Genomic DNA, 15369 nt, shown 5'->3' with positions numbered 1-15369 from the left:
TGTTAGTTCTTCTAACTATTGCTCATTTAAATAAATGACTTGGTCAATCCGCCCTTCAAGCAGAAGCTCTTCTGGCAAAATGGTTTTAATAACAAATTGATCTCCTTTTATTAGAAGCTGCCCTTGTTTTAACAAGAGCCTTAATTCTTGGTTTGAAAATCGGAGGACCCCTCGATGATTTTCTATATAAATATGTAGCTGGCCAATCATTGTAATTCGAGGCAGATCCATCATGACATCTGCTGGCAGCTGCATGTTTTTCGTCATCCACACTCTCATCTGCTGTCTAATCTTTTTCATGGCACGACCCTCCCCTTCTCTCATTTTTATGTAGGAGCTGTGCCGGTTATCACTTAATTCTCTTTTCCATTTATTTTTTCACACAAAAAAACCCGTACAGATGAATTCTGTACGGGTTTCTCTTATCTCTGACGTCTTATTTGCGAAAAGGTTTGATGAGGATTCTTCCCTCTAGGCTTTCCTAACACCTCAGCCCAAACAACTGCCTTCATAGCTTCTTTATTTGAAAGCCGGTTAAGCTCTAGATCCAACTTCGAACGCTTCTCACTTTTCTCGGCAGGCTTCTGTGGTACCGTTCGTTCAAATTGATTGACCGCTTCACGCTTCTTATCTTTTAAGCGCTCATAACGGTCGTACAATTCTTGCTGACGATCGACCCCTTCAGCTACTTCTTTTTGTTGTGAGACAGGCTCAAAAGATACCGGCCTTTCTTCAAAACGAGGCTCAGGACGATCTTGCTCCGTCCTAGCTTGCGGTTGTTCCTGCTTAAAGATTTCTCTCCAATCAACCTGTTCTTCTTGACGTTGCTGCCTTTGACCAGGCGGCGGTTGTTGCTGCCTTCCTGGTCGATTCTGTTGTTCACCTTCTTCACCGCCACTAGACATCCGGTTAAAGAAGCTCATAATCCCACCGATGACTAAAATGACAAAAAAGAGGTTTGAGAAAATAAAATCAAACAGAGACTCCACTACGTTCTCCTCCTTCCGTTACAAGAAGAGAGATGCATTATTGCCCACGCTTCTCGTTTGAGTCATCTTCTCCTGTTGCTTTACTGATTGATCCACGCATGTCTGTATCAGCCATTACATTTTGGTAGTTCATGTAATCCATAACTCCCATATTTCCTTTACGAAGGGCATCAGATAATGCCATAGGAACTTCTGCTTCCGCTTCAACAACCTTCGCACGCATTTCTTCTACTCGTGCTTTCATTTCTTGTTCTTGAGCTACAGCCATTGCACGACGCTCTTCGGCTTTTGCTTGAGCAATTTTCTTATCTGCTTCCGCTTGATCGGTTTGTAATTCAGCACCAATATTTTTGCCGATATCAATATCCGCGATATCAATAGATAAGATTTCAAATGCTGTTCCAGCATCCAAACCCTTTGATAAAACGGTTTGTGAGATCATATCTGGGTTTTCAAGCACCTTCTTGTGGTTAGTAGCTGAACCGATCGTAGATACAATCCCCTCACCTACACGTGCAATAACGGTATCTTCACCAGCACCACCGACAAGTCGGTCGATGTTTGCACGAACGGTAATACGCGCTTTAGCTTTTACTTCAATTCCGTCCATCGCCACACCGGCAATGAATGGTGTTTCAATTACTTTAGGGTTAACGCTCATTTGAACAGCTTCTAATACATCACGACCTGCAAGATCAATTGCTGCCGCACGTTCGAAACTAAGATCAATGTTTGCACGTTGAGCAGCAATTAGCGCATTTACCACACGGTCAACATTACCACCTGCTAAGTAGTGTCCTTCTAATTTAGAAGTGCTAAGGTCAAGACCTGCTTTAACCGCTTTAATTAACGGATTTACAACACGTGCAGGAATAACTCGACGTAACCTCATCCCTACTAATTCAAAAATGCCGATTTTAACTCCTGCAGCTAGTGCAGAAATCCACAGCATAACTGGTACAAATGTGAAAAGCACTGCTAGGAAAATAATTAAAATCCCCAGCCCAATTAATAAACCAATACTACCTGGATCTAATACCATTTTGTTTCCTCCTTTAAATTATGAGTTCTTTTTTACTTCACGAACGACAATTCGCGAACCAGACGTATAGACAACCTGGATTTTCCTACCCTGTTCAATATATCCTCCCTCAGAAACAACGTCAAGGCGTTCACCACTAAAAACCGCAGAACCTGAAGGTCTTAAAGGCGTTAATGTTTCGCCTTCCATCTCGAGAAGCTCCGCTCGTGTATGATTTGAGATATATCCTTTTTCACTGCTCGTTGAATCTGTGAGAATCAACTTTTTCCACGGTCCCCGATTACCAAAGTATCTAAAGATAAATACGGTTCCAATGGCTGTTAAGATCACAGCAATAAAAATCGAAATAACCATCGATGACATTGAGAAAGATGCTAAAAGCATTCCTCCTATAACCGCCCCTATCCCAAGGACCCCGAAGATTCCAAATCCCGGTATAAATATTTCAATCATAATAAGCAGAAATCCTATACCGAATAATAAAATCGATTCCCATCCGGCAAACCCTGCGAACAAATGACCAAAAAAGAACAGCCCAAGAGCTAATAGTCCCATAAAGCCTGGCACCCCAAAGCCTGGAGAATACAACTCTAACACAAGTCCAAGACTTCCAATTGATAATAATATCGGAATGACAACAGGGTGGGTGACAAATCTCGCAATTTGTTCAGCAAAACTGACTTGCATGTCACGTTCTGATACTTGTTCAAGCCCAAGATATTCGATCAACTCAGCACGGTTAGAAGCAATCGCTTCTGCATAACCTACCTCAATCGCTTCGCTTGGGGTAAGAGTTAGAAACTCTTCATCACTCACACCAAGATCAGGGATTTCAATGGAGCGATCGGCCATGGCTAATGCATAAAGAGGATCTCGATCATTTAATTCGGCAGCTGCCCGCATTTCAGCCAGCCAATATGACTGCGCTTTTTCTTCTGCAGCATTCCCTGCTCCATCTATCACTCCTGCAGCTCCCATCGTCGTTCCTGGGGCCATGACAATTTCATCAGCATTTAAGGCAATATACGCACCTGCTGATATCGCTTCTTTTGTTACAAAAGCGATAATCGGTATATCGGTATTTTGCATCAGCCGAGCAATTTCTCCAGCTGCATCGACCGCTCCTCCCGGGGTATGGATTTCTAAAACAATATAGTCCGCCCCTTCATCAGCTGCTGATTGAAACGAGCGCTGCATAAAAGCCGCCAATCCTCTCTCTACAGTTTGTTCAACTGGTATGTAATAAACTACGGTATCATCTGAGGTATTCGTCTCACTATAAACAAAGGATTGAAGCGGAATGAGCAGCATTGCACACAGAATAAAGAGAAGAGAAATGTTGAGCCTAATTCTATTCACTATCTAACCTCCTTTCTCATTTGTCATACTTAGATTTACGGTATAGATTAATAAAAGTTTCAACTTTTTTTAGAATGCATCATTATCTTATCATGAATGATAAACGGAGTTCCACTTAGGACAAGCTCAATTAAAAAATGCCTCGCTTCTATAACAATAGAAACGAGGCATTTGTGTCATTTATGATAAGTGTTGTTGCACAAGACGATTCACAAGACCACCATCAGCTTTTCCTTTAACCTTAGGCATGATTGCTCCCATGACCTTACCCATGTCTGCTTTAGTGGAAGCACCCACTTCTGCAATCGTCTCTTTAACGATCTCAGAAACTTCATCTTCAGAAAGCTGTTCTGGCATATAGTCCTCAAGCACAGCGATTTCATCACGCAGCTTGGAAGCTAAATCTTCACGGTTTGCTTGTTCAAACTCATGGAGGGAATCCTTGCGTTGTTTCAGTTCGCGATTCAGCACCGTAAGGCTATCATCGTCCGTCAACTCACGTCCGAGCTTAATTTGCTCGTTTTGCAACGACGACTTTACCATACGGATGACAGAGAGTTTTTGCTTGTCTTTATTCTTCATCGCATTCTTCATATCTACGTTCAACCGTTCAAGAAGATTCAATGAATACACCCTCTCACTTCTTTAGAACTTACGTTTTCTTGCTGCTTCAGATTTCTTCTTACGCTTAACACTAGGTTTTTCGTAGTGCTTACGCTTTTTAACCTCAGCCAACGTTCCTTCTTTAGAGAGTGATCTCTTGAAGCGACGAAGTGCAGCATCAATCGATTCGTTTTTGCGAACACGAGTTTCTGCCATTTTATTTCCCTCCCTCCGAAACAACCAACTCAAACGGCACATCCATCGAGTGCACGTCTTTTTAAATTATAATATAGCAATTTAGATTGGTCAACCCAAAAATTACTTAATTCCGCGTTAAATCCGCTTTTATCTCCTTTTTCATGAATAGAACCGACCTCTCAATGGAGTCGGTTCTATTTATCAGATTGATTCTATCGGATTTATTCTATCGGATTTATTCTTCTATTAAATTAATTCTTCTATTAGGTTTATTCTTCTATCAGCACAATCTCTCCATCTTCAATAGCCGCAATCGAAGCCATCCAATCAAACCCGTTATTTTCTACACCCGTCAAATGCCACACAAATTTATCATCAGACAAAGCTTTAACTCCTGCATCCATCTGAGCCATGATCGCTTGCGGATCTTCGACTGTCTCAGCTAATTTCATTGCTTCAACAAGCACATACATAGCCTGATAGTTAAATGCTGATTCAGCAGTAGGTACACGTCCTAACTCATTTTCAAAAGAAGTAATAAAACTTTCAGCTCCAGGGGCATCGCTGCTTATAATTGGAAGCATACCAATCGCTCCTTCAATGTCATCGAAGTTACCAAGCACACCGTCCATTTCTTCAAATTTAGCCTGATCCATCACCATAAACCCGCCTTCAAACCCAAGATCCCGTGCTGCCTTCATAAGAAGTGCAGTTGGTTCAGATGGCCCGCCGACAAAAATGACGTCTGGATTTTGATTAAGAGCATTTGTAACTATTGGGAAGAAGTCTGTATCTTTTCCGAAATCAACTTCACCGTCATATACAACTTCACCGCCAAATTCTTCCCAAACCGGCACCAGCTCCTCTGTCCAATCTTTGCCGTACTGTGTGGCAGTAGGGAGAAGTGCAAGCCTTGTTCCAAAACGTTCTTGTTGATATTTTACAAAAGGTTCTGGGTACTGATCATACGCCGGGGGGATACGCAACGTTAATTCATTCCCTTGATTAAGAATTTCAGGCTCGCTTGTGTAAGCGGCAATCATAAAGTCTTCCTGTTCATTAAACACTTGTGTTGCAAGAACTCCGCCGCTATGTGGAACGAAAACAACCGGAGTATTATGCTCTTGTACGAGGCGCCTCGCATTTGTGGCCGCTTCGTTAGGTAAGTACTGATCATCATAAGTGACGATATTTAATTTGTATGTGGTCCCGCCTACTTCAAAGCCCCCAGCCTCGTTGATTTCATCAGCTGCCATCCTTACTCCGCTTACCGTATTTTCCCCGTAAAAGGCAGCAGGCCCGCTTAAAGGACCAGTGTAGCCAATGTTAATAATCTCTTCTCCTGCGCTTACTTCAGGAACCTGTTCTTCCCCTTCACTTGAGCCCTCCCCGCTTTCTCCTCCTGTCGTTCCGCTAGCACATGCACCTAAGAGCATAGACATCACCACTGCACCTGAGATCAGCCACTGTTTCTTCATTTTTCATTCCCCCATTTTTTTTGATATCTATCGAAATCCTAGGCACCGATGTATGCCTTGCGAATTTCTTCATTTTGAAGTAGCTCCTCTTTTGTTCCCTCCACATTTAAGCGGCCGCCTTCTAGCACGTACCCCCTTGTTGATACAGAAAGTGCAGCATAGGCGTTTTGCTCGGCAAGAAGGACTGTGACACCTTCTTTGTTAATCTCTTTTATAATAGAAAACATTTGTTCAACGATTAAAGGAGCAAGACCTAGTGATGGCTCATCTAGTAGTAGAAGCTTTGGTTTAGCCATTAGCGCGCGACCGATAGCGACCATTTGCTGCTGCCCTCCTGATAAACTGCCCGCAGGAGAATGACATTTCTCAACCAAGTCAGGGAAAAGAGTATACACATAATCAAGCTGTCTCATTAGCTCTTTTTTATTTCGTTTATACGTAAAGGCACCCATTTTCAAATTATCATGGACACTCATCTGATCAAAAAGCATTCGTCCTTCGGCACACTGGACAATGCCATCCCTTACAATTTGACTAGGGGAACGGCCTTTCAATGAATTTCCCTTAAAAGACAACTCACCGCTAGTTGGCCTCACTAAGCCGCTGAGCGTATGAAAAAGAGTACTTTTCCCAGCTCCGTTCGCCCCAAGCAGAACGACGAGTTCTCCTTCTTCTACCGTCAAATTCACTGAGCGAAGAACGTCTTCTTGACCATGTGAAACGATTAGATCTTTAAGCACTAACATTCGAATTCCCTCCTAGATAGGCTTCAATCACACGCTCATTTTTTTGAATGTCTTTTGGTGTGCCATCTGCGATTAATTCTCCGTGATTGAGAACTAAGATATGGTCAGCCAGGGACATGACCATTGGCATTTTATGCTCAATTAAGCAAACTGTCTTTCCATGCTTCACCATTTTCTTCATCACTTCACTAAGACCCTCTGTCTCGTCTGGATTGACTCCAGCTGCCGGCTCGTCTAGTAAAACAAGTTTTGGATCGGTTGCAAGAGCGAGTGCAAAGGCAACTCTCTTTTGCTGCTCCTGAGTAATGGAGTGAGCCTGTTCGTACGCAAGCGATGTTAAGCCAACAAATTCTAGTGCTTCAAGCGCCTTATCGAGACATTTTTTCTTCTCATCCCTCTCGCGCTTTGTCCTGAAGATTGCATCAAACAATCCAGCTTTTGTTCTGAGCCGATGGCCAATCATTACATTATCTAATACGGTTGCTTGTTCAAATAGATGGGTCGTTTGAAACGTCCGTCCTACCCCTAGCCTCGCCACATGTTCAGCTCGCATGTTGGTAATATCCTGACCTGAAAGCTCTATCCTACCTGAAGTAGGTTGGTGAAACCCGCTAATTAAATTGAAGAATGTGGATTTCCCAGCTCCATTTGGACCAATAATGGCTGTTATTTTACTTTCTTCAATTACAGCACTAACGTCATTGACTGCAGACAGCCCCCCAAATTGCTTCGTAAGCTGATTAATGGTTAACAGCATTCCCATTCTCTCCTTTCGTTGAACTTGCCTCTGCCACCTTTTGTTTCTTCGCTCGTTTAGCACGCCACATTAAATACCCCCCAACAATCCCACGCGGATAAAATAAAATCAGGAGTACGACAATCGGACCAAATACGAGCATTCGAAACTCCTCTAAAAATTGAAGCATTTGAGTAAGCACTACGACGATAAATGTTCCAATGAGCGGACCTGCCAGCGTCCCTATCCCTCCTACCAGGAGATAAAGCAAAATCTCAAATGCCACGTGAATATCAGCCATTTGCGGACCTAAGAATCTGACATAAGAGGCATAAAGAGCTCCTGATAAACTAGCAACCCCAGCTGAGATGACGAAGGCAAGTAGCTTATTTCTCATTACGGAAATCCCTAATGTTTCAGCAAGCTCTTCGCTGTTACGGATTGCAACAAACGTTTTACCTAACAATGAATGGAACAAACGATACATAAAGAAAATGGTCAGTAGAAGGAAGAATAGCATCAAATAGTAGTAAGACTGGATGGATTCAAAGGTAAGTGGTCCAATGGGTGCTGGATTCGGTATGCCGATCAGCCCGCGAACCCCGCCAGTCAGCTCCGATTTGTAAATAATTAAGTAAATTAGAAAGCCAACTGACATGGTATAAATCGCAAAAAAGTGTGATTTTGTTCTAAGCGCCACTATCCCGATAAAAAAGCTGATGATTGTAGTAATGACTATCGCTAAAACGAAGGCTGCCCAAAAGGGAATACCAGCATTAATCGTTAATAACCCAAGACTGTAGGCACCAATTGCGAAAAAACCTGCATGTGCTAAAGAGAGCTGCCCTGTGAGTCCGGTAATTGTATTTAACCCGTAGACGGCAATCGTCCAGATAAAGACGAGAATTAAAATTTGAAGATAATATTGATTGGGTACTAGAATAGGAAACAGCAGAGCAGCCACGAGCAAGGCAAGCAAGAGATACGTTTTTTTAGTCATCTTCAAATCACTTAACCCCCTTTGCAAATAACCCGTTTGGCTTCATCGTTAAGATCAACACAAGAAGAACGAAAGCAATTAAATCTTTGTAATCTCCGGATATATACGTTGCTCCGAGACTCTCTGCCATACCTAAAATATAACCTCCAATAATTGCGCCTGGTATGCTGCCCATTCCGCCAATAATAATAATGACGAACGCCTTCATGATCACCAAGTTACCCATACTTGGAAAGACTAGATTAATAGGAGCTGCAAGAGTTGCTGCGGCGGCAGCTAAACCGCCTGCAATCGCAAAGGTTAACATCGACACCCGTGTGGCATTAATTCCAACAAGAAAAGCACCATTTTTACTTTGTGACATAGCGATAATCGCTGCTCCAGTCATCGTTTTTGTTAAGAACAGATGGAGAGCATACATTAGGGCAACAGCAGCTATGATGACCAATAAACGCTGCATCGTAACAGTTAGGCCGAAGATCTGAATCGTATCTCCATACGGGGTAACCATTCGCTGGTACTGGCTTCCCCACATATATTGAGCGAAAGATTCAAGGAAAAACAGAATACCGATGGAAGCAATCATAATTGGTAAAGGGTCTTTCGAATCTAGACGACTAAATACAAGACGCTCCATTAAAACAGATAACAAAGCGATCACAATGACGGCAATAATTAAACCAATCCAGTAATGTACCCCAAGTGCTGTCATGACGGTCAAAGCAATGTAGGCTCCTACCATATAAAGTGCTCCGTGGGCAAAATTAGGAACATGCAATATTCCAAAAACAAGCGTCAATCCTAATGCAACCAGACTGTAAACGCTTCCAATAGTGAGTCCGTTTAAAATCTGCTGAAAAAAAAGATCCACCACTACTCCCCCTCAACATAATCTACGCCCGCAACATACTGACTAGATAGTATTAATATTAGTGATGTATGCCTGTGTCCAAAGAACTATTCCAAAAAAAAGCCAGACTCATTCTCATTCGTCTGGCTCTCTCTAGATGTTATGGCTTTAAAATTAATTTCCCTGTCGTCTGTCTTCCTTGCATTAACTGGTGAACCTTTGCTGCTTCATCAAGCGCATACGTACCACCAATTTGAAGCTTTAACTGTCCGCTTCCTACATAGTCTAATAGCTCTTTCATGCTTGATTGCAAGAGTCTTGGCTTTCTCATAATTTGTGGTAAGAAAAAGCCAATGACAGATTGGTTACGGGCCATTAAGGAAGATGGGTTAAAAGGACTTTGCTCTCCGCTTGCAACTCCGTAGACAACTAATCTTCCAAAGGTCGCTAAGCATTTAAGGGTATCAATAAATACCCGGCCGCCTGCCATCTCAAGGGCTACATTAACTCCCCTTCCGTTCGTAGCCTCAAGGACTTGTTCATACCAATTATCCTCGGTGTAATTTACAAGTACATCTGCTCCAAGCTCACGAGCAAGTTCAAGCTTTTCTTTCGAGCTGGCTGTAGCGATGACTTTTCCTGCACCCATTAACTTTGCAAGTTGAACAGCGATCGTTCCTACACCGCCGGCTGCTGCATGAACGAGCACCGTATCACCTTCTTCAAGCTGCCCCATAGTTTTTAAAATATGGTAGGCACTTAACCCCTGCAGCGGAAGAGCCACTGCTTGTTCAAAGCTGACCCCATCAGGAATCGGCATTAATCCACGTTCATCCGCAATCGAATATTCAGCATAACCTGTCGCTTTTTTTGATCCCAATAGGGTTACGACTCGATCTCCTGCTTTAACCGTACTGACATCACTGCCAACTTCATCAACAATACCAGCGACCTCTGCACCGGGAACGAACGGGAGTGGAGTAGGTACCACATATTGCCCTTCACGTCTTGCTGTGTCTGCATAATTCACACCAATTGCTTCTATTTTTATGATTACTTCGTTTGCTTCTGGGTTAGGCTTATCTAGTTCAACCATCTTTAATACTTCTGGTCCGCCGTATGTTGTAAATTGAATAGCTTTCATCATTTTTCCTCCCTTATTTCCCTTTAAATTGGGGTCTGCGTTTTTCTATAAAAGCTGCAACACCTTCTTGGTGGTCATGTGTGGTGACCATCATCGCTTGAGTTGTTCGTTCTGCCTCAAGTACATCCGTTAAGGAGGCCGTATCAGCTAGGTTGGTTAGCTTTTTCATTAAACCAATCGCTTTTGTAGGACGCTGCGTGAAAGACAGTGCATATTCACGAACCTTCTCCTCCATTTCAGCTAAAGGATAGACATGATTAACCAAGCCCCACTGCTGGGCTGTTTTTGCATCGAGCGGTTCGGCCCTAAATAAGAGCTCTTTCGCTTGATACGGTGATAAAGATTTTGGAAGGAAGTAATGCCCCCCGCCATCTGAAACCAGACCGACTTGTGCAAAGCTTAAGATGAATGAAGTATCTTCTGCTGCAACAATCAAATCGCAGGCAAGAGCCAAATTAAATCCAGCTCCGGCAGCAAAACCATGTACTGCGGCAATAATCGGCTTCTCAAGTGATCTCATCTGCTTAATCAGCTCATTTAAATGTCCGATATGGTTATACACGTCAACCGGTGCTGCCTCTCCCATCGTCTTCACATCACCGCCAGCACTAAAAGCACGGCCATTTCCGCGCAGCACGATCACTTTTACCTCTTGGTCTCCTTCTGCATTCAGAAGAGCTTCTTCGATGCCTAGGATCATTTCCGGGCTAAATGCATTCAAGGCATTCGGCCGGTCTAATGTAATCTCCAATACCCCGCTTTCTTGTTTTACGAGAAGATCCTTGTATTCTTTTACATTCTTTTTGCTTTCTACACTCATGCCCTCATCTCCTTTATTAAACGGTTAACCAGCCGCCATCTATTAATAAATCCGTACCGGTGATATAGCTTGCATCACTTGACGCTGCAAATGCGATCGTTTTAGCGACTTCCTCGGGCCTGCCGACACGACCAAGCAACGTATGTCTCTCAATCGCTTGAGTAAACGCCGGATTTTTTAAACCGTTTTCTGTCATAGGCGTTTCAACAAAGCCTGGAGAAACCGAGTTGACACGCACATTATGCGGCGCAAGTTCTCCTGCAAGTGATTTTGTTAAATGAATAACGGCAGCCTTGGCAGTACTGTAGCTTGGAATCTTTGCCCCTGCTTTATGACCTGAAAGTGAAGCAATATTAACGATCGCTTTATTCTCGGATTCTGATTTAATCATTAATTTACCTAAATGCTTCGACATCAAGAACACACTTGTTACATTTGTTGTTTGGACGTGATTCCAATCCTCTTCTTCTAGAGAAAGAATTGCTCCGCCTTGAGATGTTCCGGCATTATTGATTAACACATCAAGCCTCTCAAAATTGGATTCCACATAATCAGCTAATAATTCCACTTCTTCTTCTACCGTGACATCACAAGTGTAAACATACGCCCAGCCTTCACGTAGTTGATTATTCATCTCACCTGCTGTCTCTTCTAATTTTTCTCTCCGGCGCCCGACTAGGATGACCACTGCCCCTTCACTTGCCAGTTGAACAGCAGAAGCCTTCCCGATCCCGCTTCCTGCACCGGATATGAGTACAATCTGATTTAGAAAACGCTGCAATCGGCACACATCCTTTTGTAATGAGTTAAGATCCTATACGAATATAACGACCACTTTCATTAACAGAACTTGCAATAGAACGATTTCTAGCTACTCGATCAAGGAATGTAATCTCATTAAATAGCTGATTAATTAACTTCCTTATTCCCTCTACTTCTTTTGATGCCGTCATCCCATTTACTAATTCATCACAAGCCGTTCTAACCCGGCTGACAGAAGACTCTAGTACTGTTGTAGCAAGCTGAACTTGAAGGTCATTTTCACTTTTAATTGCCCTTAGTACAGCTGATTCAGAGGCATAGAGCTCAATTCCAATGTCTGCAAGCTTGATTAAAATTTCCTGCTCAGACTCAAGCTCTTTACCAAATTGCTGATACGAAAGGCCAGCTAAAGCTAAGTAAACCGTACGCAAGGAATCAACAACTCCTCGCTCATTGCTTAAAATTCCTGAATAGGATTCTTGCTTCCCCTTCTTCAAACGATCGATCGCCTGATTTATTGCTTGTTGAACAGGAAGTTCTCCTTTCGCTCCTTTTTTCAAGAAAAGACCGGGAACAAGCAGGCGGTTAATCTCATTGGTCCCTTCAAAGATGCGGTTAATACGAGAGTCGCGATACATCTGCTCAATCGGGTATTCTTTTATAAAGCCTGCCCCGCCATGCAGCTGAAGAGATTCGTCTACAACATAATCAAGTGTTTCTGAGCCATAAACTTTACAAATTGCACATTCGAGCGCGTATTCCATCATCCTTTTTCCAACTTCACCGACAGAATGCGTATCATCTATTTCACCTAATGCGCCTTCTAGCAGGTCAGCCGTTCGGTATTGAAGCGATTCTGCGGCAAAGATTCGTGCAGCCATTAAAGCTACTTTTTCTTTCGTAATTCCAAATTCGCTGATGCGCTTTTTAAATTGCTTGCGTTCGTTTGTATGCTCTATAGCAAGCTTTAGGGCACCTTTAGCAGCACCCATGCAGGCAGACCCTAAATTAAACCGCCCTAAGTTCAAGACATTAAAGGCAATCACGTGCCCCTTCCCAACTTCACCGAGCACATTTTCAACCGGAACCTCGCAATCTTCTAAAATGACGCTTCGAGTAGAAGACCCTTTAATCCCCATCTTTTGCTCTTCTGGACCTAAGGTGAGCCCTTTGAAATCTTTTTCTAAAATAAAGGCGGTAAATTGATCCCCGTTTACTTTTGCATACACAATAAACGTATCCGAGAACACCGCATTCGTTATATAAAGCTTCGTTCCGTTTAAGATATAATGAGTTTTTTCCTGACTAAGAACTGCTGTTGTTTTGGCTGCGAGAGCGTCTGAGCCTGATGAAGGCTCCGTTAAACAATAAGCCCCTAAATAGTCACCTGAGGCAAGCTTAGGCAAGTACTTATTTTTCTGCCTTTCATTTCCAAAGTAGGTAATTGGCAGGGTAGCAATACATGTATGATTCGAATGGGCAACACCGTAGCCGCTTGACCCGCCGATCTCTTCGCCAACGATTCCTTTACTGACTTTATCTAAACCAAGCCCTCCGTACGCTTCAGGAATGCTATGTGCTAGAAGCCCAAGCGATCCTGCTTTTTTCAAAAGCTGGACAATCTTTTCAAAGTCTTGATTTTCAATCTCCTCACGGTAAGGTGCTACTTCTCTTTCAATAAATTGTCTAGCCGTCTCAGCAATCATTTTTTGTTCTTCATTTAGATCTTCAGGTGTAAAAAGATCCTCCACTTTCATACTCTCTACTAAAAAGCGCCCGCCTTTTAACTTACGCTTTGTTTGTTCCACTGCGAACAGCTCCCTTCTTAGTAATCTGTTTATTCTGATAAATCGGTACAACATGATCTACTCCTAGTTCCACAACCTCTCTCACATCTTCTTCAAATCCGTGACTTAAAATAAATTCACCGACTGCTGATTGGATGAGAAGGTCGTATGCTCCAGCATTACTATGGAATAAAACTTCTGCTGCAAGACCAGCATCATTTATAGTGAATGGACCCCGAAGCTGATCTCTTAAACAAGAAATGAGGTAACCCGCACCGTAAAAATCTTCAAGACAAAATTGATTAGAAGAACCAGAGCAAACAATGATAATTTTTTGCCCGGGCTTAAGGTGGGAAACAACGTCTCTCGTAACTGCTTCGCCGTTCCGTAAGCAAGCCGGGTAAATAATTTCTGCTCCAATCGACCGGTTCAATGCAACCGTTCCATTGGTCGTCGCTAAGATGACTATTTTATCTTTTACATAACTTTTTAATAGAGATGGATTGGGCGGTAGAAAACCGTCAATCACCCTTCCTTCTTTCTCACCGACCAGCACAAATTCATCTGGGTGATACTGAGCTGAGAGTCTATGAGCGTCTATATCATTTAAAACCGGAATGACAGCTTTGGCCCCGTAAGATAAAGCTAAAGCAATTGTAGAAGTAGCCAGCAGAACATCTAAAACGATGACTGCCTCTCCTTTTAATTTATCTGGTTCAATCTCTTCTTTCTTTAGAAGCACATGTATATGTGTCAACCATCAACACTCCTTCTGATTCAACCCGATTACAATTTAGTACTAGCCGTATGCCTTCCATGAAGAATAAGAGCTTGCACCGTATGATTAAAGTGTTGGAAGCGCTTATCATTCGTTTGCCCTTTGTGATAACGATAGTAAATCTGCTGGGCAATTACAGCCAATTTAAAGTAAGCAAATGTTAAGTAATATTCAATATTCTCTACTTCTCTTCCGCTCTTCTTTGCATACTCGCTAACCCAGTCCCTCCTCGTTAAAAATCCTTCATTAACTGTAACAGGAGGTTTGCCGAAGCCTCGCTTTAAAAGGTCAGGATCATTAGACTCAATCCAGTAACTTAAAGCAACACCCACATCACAAAGCGGATCACCGACGGTCGTCATTTCCCAATCAAATAATCCAACCATTTGTTGACCATCTTTTGAGAACATTGCGTTGTTAAGCTTATAATCGTAATGGATCACTGTCGTATCTTTTGAAGCTGGAATGCTTTCCGCTAGATAAGCTGTTAATTCTTCTAACCCTTTATGATCATCGGTTTTAGCTTGGTGATAGCGTTTAATCCAGCCATGAACCTGTCTTTCTAAAAAACCCTCAGGTCTAGTAAAATCTACAAGCTTGGTTTTCTTGTAATCTATAGCATGCAGGTCTACAAGCCGATCGACCATTTGAGTAGAGATGGTATGGCCCAATTCTTTTGTAGGTTCTAGATCACTAGGAAATTCTGTATCAAGAACAATGCCCTGTTTTCGTTCCATCAGAAAGAACGGGGCACCTATAATCGATGGGTCTGAACAAAAGTGGAGCGGTCTTGGTATGATTGATAAATGTGGAGCAAGTGTTGCCATAACCGTTGATTCACGTGCCATATCATGAGCACGCTTGGCAACTGGCCCCATCGGCGGTCTTCTAAGTACTGCTTCATAATCACCTATTTGAAGTAAGTATGTGAGGTTTGAATGACCTGCTTGAAATTGAGTAATGACGAGATCCCCTTCAGGCAGATCTTTCACTTCCTTTTTAAGATAAGCCAAGAGGGAGCTTGAATTCAGCTCCTCCCCAGTCCTAGGCACTTTCGTTTGTTCCATCACACTCCCC

At 42.7% G+C, this 15369-nt stretch carries 17 protein-coding genes; all 17 read right to left on the bottom strand.

Annotated features, from left to right (window positions below):
- Positions 1-15: 15 nt before the first annotated feature.
- Positions 16-300 (bottom strand): sporulation protein YqfC, encoded by a 285-nt coding sequence (yqfC, locus tag BPOF4_RS05755; RefSeq protein ID WP_012958142.1) that lies wholly within the window; start codon positions 298-300, stop codon positions 16-18.
- 122 nt (positions 301-422) lie between these two features.
- Complete coding sequence (locus BPOF4_RS05750; protein ID WP_012958141.1) at positions 423-989, bottom strand: hypothetical protein; 567 nt, start codon at positions 987-989, stop codon at positions 423-425.
- A gap of 37 nt (positions 990-1026) precedes the next feature.
- Positions 1027-2031: a flotillin-like protein FloA gene (gene floA / locus BPOF4_RS05745; protein WP_012958140.1), complete on the bottom strand. Its 1005-nt coding sequence runs from the start codon at positions 2029-2031 to the stop codon at positions 1027-1029.
- 18 nt (positions 2032-2049) lie between these two features.
- The gene (locus BPOF4_RS05740) at positions 2050-3390 is read right to left on the bottom strand and encodes an NfeD family protein (protein WP_012958139.1); all 1341 of its coding nucleotides are present in this window, start codon (positions 3388-3390) and stop codon (positions 2050-2052) included.
- Between the two features lie 180 nt (positions 3391-3570).
- The gene (locus BPOF4_RS05735; RefSeq protein ID WP_012958138.1) at positions 3571-4014 is read right to left on the bottom strand and encodes a GatB/YqeY domain-containing protein; all 444 of its coding nucleotides are present in this window, start codon (positions 4012-4014) and stop codon (positions 3571-3573) included.
- Positions 4015-4035: 21 nt separating this feature from the next.
- On the bottom strand, positions 4036-4209 hold the full coding sequence (rpsU, locus tag BPOF4_RS05730) for a 30S ribosomal protein S21 (RefSeq protein ID WP_003323311.1): 174 nt from the start codon (positions 4207-4209) through the stop codon (positions 4036-4038).
- A 251-nt stretch (positions 4210-4460) separates the two neighbouring features.
- A complete protein-coding gene (locus BPOF4_RS05725) occupies positions 4461-5669 on the bottom strand; it encodes an ABC transporter substrate-binding protein (RefSeq protein WP_012958137.1) in 1209 nt (402 codons plus the stop codon).
- Between the two features lie 38 nt (positions 5670-5707).
- Positions 5708-6415, bottom strand: a complete 708-nt coding sequence (locus BPOF4_RS05720) for an ABC transporter ATP-binding protein (RefSeq protein ID WP_012958136.1) — start codon at positions 6413-6415, stop codon at positions 5708-5710.
- Positions 6402-7172: an ABC transporter ATP-binding protein gene (locus tag BPOF4_RS05715; RefSeq protein WP_012958135.1), complete on the bottom strand. Its 771-nt coding sequence runs from the start codon at positions 7170-7172 to the stop codon at positions 6402-6404. The genes BPOF4_RS05720 and BPOF4_RS05715 overlap by 14 nt, the downstream gene beginning before the upstream one ends.
- Positions 7156-8151 (bottom strand): branched-chain amino acid ABC transporter permease, encoded by a 996-nt coding sequence (locus BPOF4_RS05710; protein WP_148229568.1) that lies wholly within the window; start codon positions 8149-8151, stop codon positions 7156-7158. The genes BPOF4_RS05715 and BPOF4_RS05710 overlap by 17 nt, the downstream gene beginning before the upstream one ends.
- A gap of 7 nt (positions 8152-8158) precedes the next feature.
- Positions 8159-9022: a branched-chain amino acid ABC transporter permease gene (locus tag BPOF4_RS05705; RefSeq protein WP_012958133.1), complete on the bottom strand. Its 864-nt coding sequence runs from the start codon at positions 9020-9022 to the stop codon at positions 8159-8161.
- A gap of 139 nt (positions 9023-9161) precedes the next feature.
- Positions 9162-10145: a quinone oxidoreductase family protein gene (locus BPOF4_RS05700; RefSeq protein WP_012958132.1), complete on the bottom strand. Its 984-nt coding sequence runs from the start codon at positions 10143-10145 to the stop codon at positions 9162-9164.
- 13 nt (positions 10146-10158) lie between these two features.
- A complete protein-coding gene (locus tag BPOF4_RS05695; RefSeq protein WP_012958131.1) occupies positions 10159-10965 on the bottom strand; it encodes an enoyl-CoA hydratase/isomerase family protein in 807 nt (268 codons plus the stop codon).
- Positions 10966-10981: 16 nt separating this feature from the next.
- Entirely contained in the window at positions 10982-11746 is a 765-nt protein-coding gene (locus BPOF4_RS05690; RefSeq protein ID WP_012958130.1) for an SDR family NAD(P)-dependent oxidoreductase, read from the bottom strand.
- A 25-nt stretch (positions 11747-11771) separates the two neighbouring features.
- The gene (locus BPOF4_RS05685) at positions 11772-13535 is read right to left on the bottom strand and encodes an acyl-CoA dehydrogenase family protein (protein ID WP_012958129.1); all 1764 of its coding nucleotides are present in this window, start codon (positions 13533-13535) and stop codon (positions 11772-11774) included.
- Positions 13516-14271, bottom strand: a complete 756-nt coding sequence (locus BPOF4_RS05680; protein ID WP_012958128.1) for a 2-phosphosulfolactate phosphatase — start codon at positions 14269-14271, stop codon at positions 13516-13518. Before BPOF4_RS05680 ends, BPOF4_RS05685 begins: the two co-directional genes overlap by 20 nt.
- A 29-nt stretch (positions 14272-14300) precedes the next feature.
- A complete protein-coding gene (locus BPOF4_RS05675) occupies positions 14301-15359 on the bottom strand; it encodes a phosphotransferase family protein (protein WP_012958127.1) in 1059 nt (352 codons plus the stop codon).
- Positions 15360-15369: the final 10 nt, after the last annotated feature.

The sequence above is a fragment of the Alkalihalophilus pseudofirmus OF4 genome, assembly GCF_000005825.2.
GTDB classification, from domain to species: Bacteria; Bacillota; Bacilli; order Bacillales; family Bacillaceae_D; genus Alkalihalophilus; species Alkalihalophilus pseudofirmus.
This window is presented reverse-complemented; position numbering and strand designations above follow the sequence as displayed.

Bases quoted from the DNA above. Each gene is read 5' to 3' on its own strand.
- BPOF4_RS05710 (WP_148229568.1), bottom strand. From the start codon at position 8,151: ATGACTAAAAAAACGTATCTCTTGCTTGCCTTGCTCGTGGCTGCTCTG.
- BPOF4_RS05720 (WP_012958136.1), bottom strand. From the start codon at position 6,415: ATGTTAGTGCTTAAAGATCTAATCGTTTCACATGGTCAAGAAGACGTT.
- BPOF4_RS05725 (WP_012958137.1), bottom strand. From the start codon at position 5,669: ATGAAGAAACAGTGGCTGATCTCAGGTGCAGTGGTGATGTCTATGCTC.
- BPOF4_RS05695 (WP_012958131.1), bottom strand. From the start codon at position 10,965: ATGAGTGTAGAAAGCAAAAAGAATGTAAAAGAATACAAGGATCTTCTC.
- BPOF4_RS05700 (WP_012958132.1), bottom strand. From the start codon at position 10,145: ATGAAAGCTATTCAATTTACAACATACGGCGGACCAGAAGTATTAAAG.
- floA (WP_012958140.1), bottom strand. From the start codon at position 2,031: ATGGTATTAGATCCAGGTAGTATTGGTTTATTAATTGGGCTGGGGATT.
- BPOF4_RS05715 (WP_012958135.1), bottom strand. From the start codon at position 7,172: ATGCTGTTAACCATTAATCAGCTTACGAAGCAATTTGGGGGGCTGTCT.
- yqfC (WP_012958142.1), bottom strand. From the start codon at position 300: ATGAAAAAGATTAGACAGCAGATGAGAGTGTGGATGACGAAAAACATG.
- BPOF4_RS05675 (WP_012958127.1), bottom strand. From the start codon at position 15,359: ATGGAACAAACGAAAGTGCCTAGGACTGGGGAGGAGCTGAATTCAAGC.
- rpsU (WP_003323311.1), bottom strand. From the start codon at position 4,209: ATGGCAGAAACTCGTGTTCGCAAAAACGAATCGATTGATGCTGCACTT.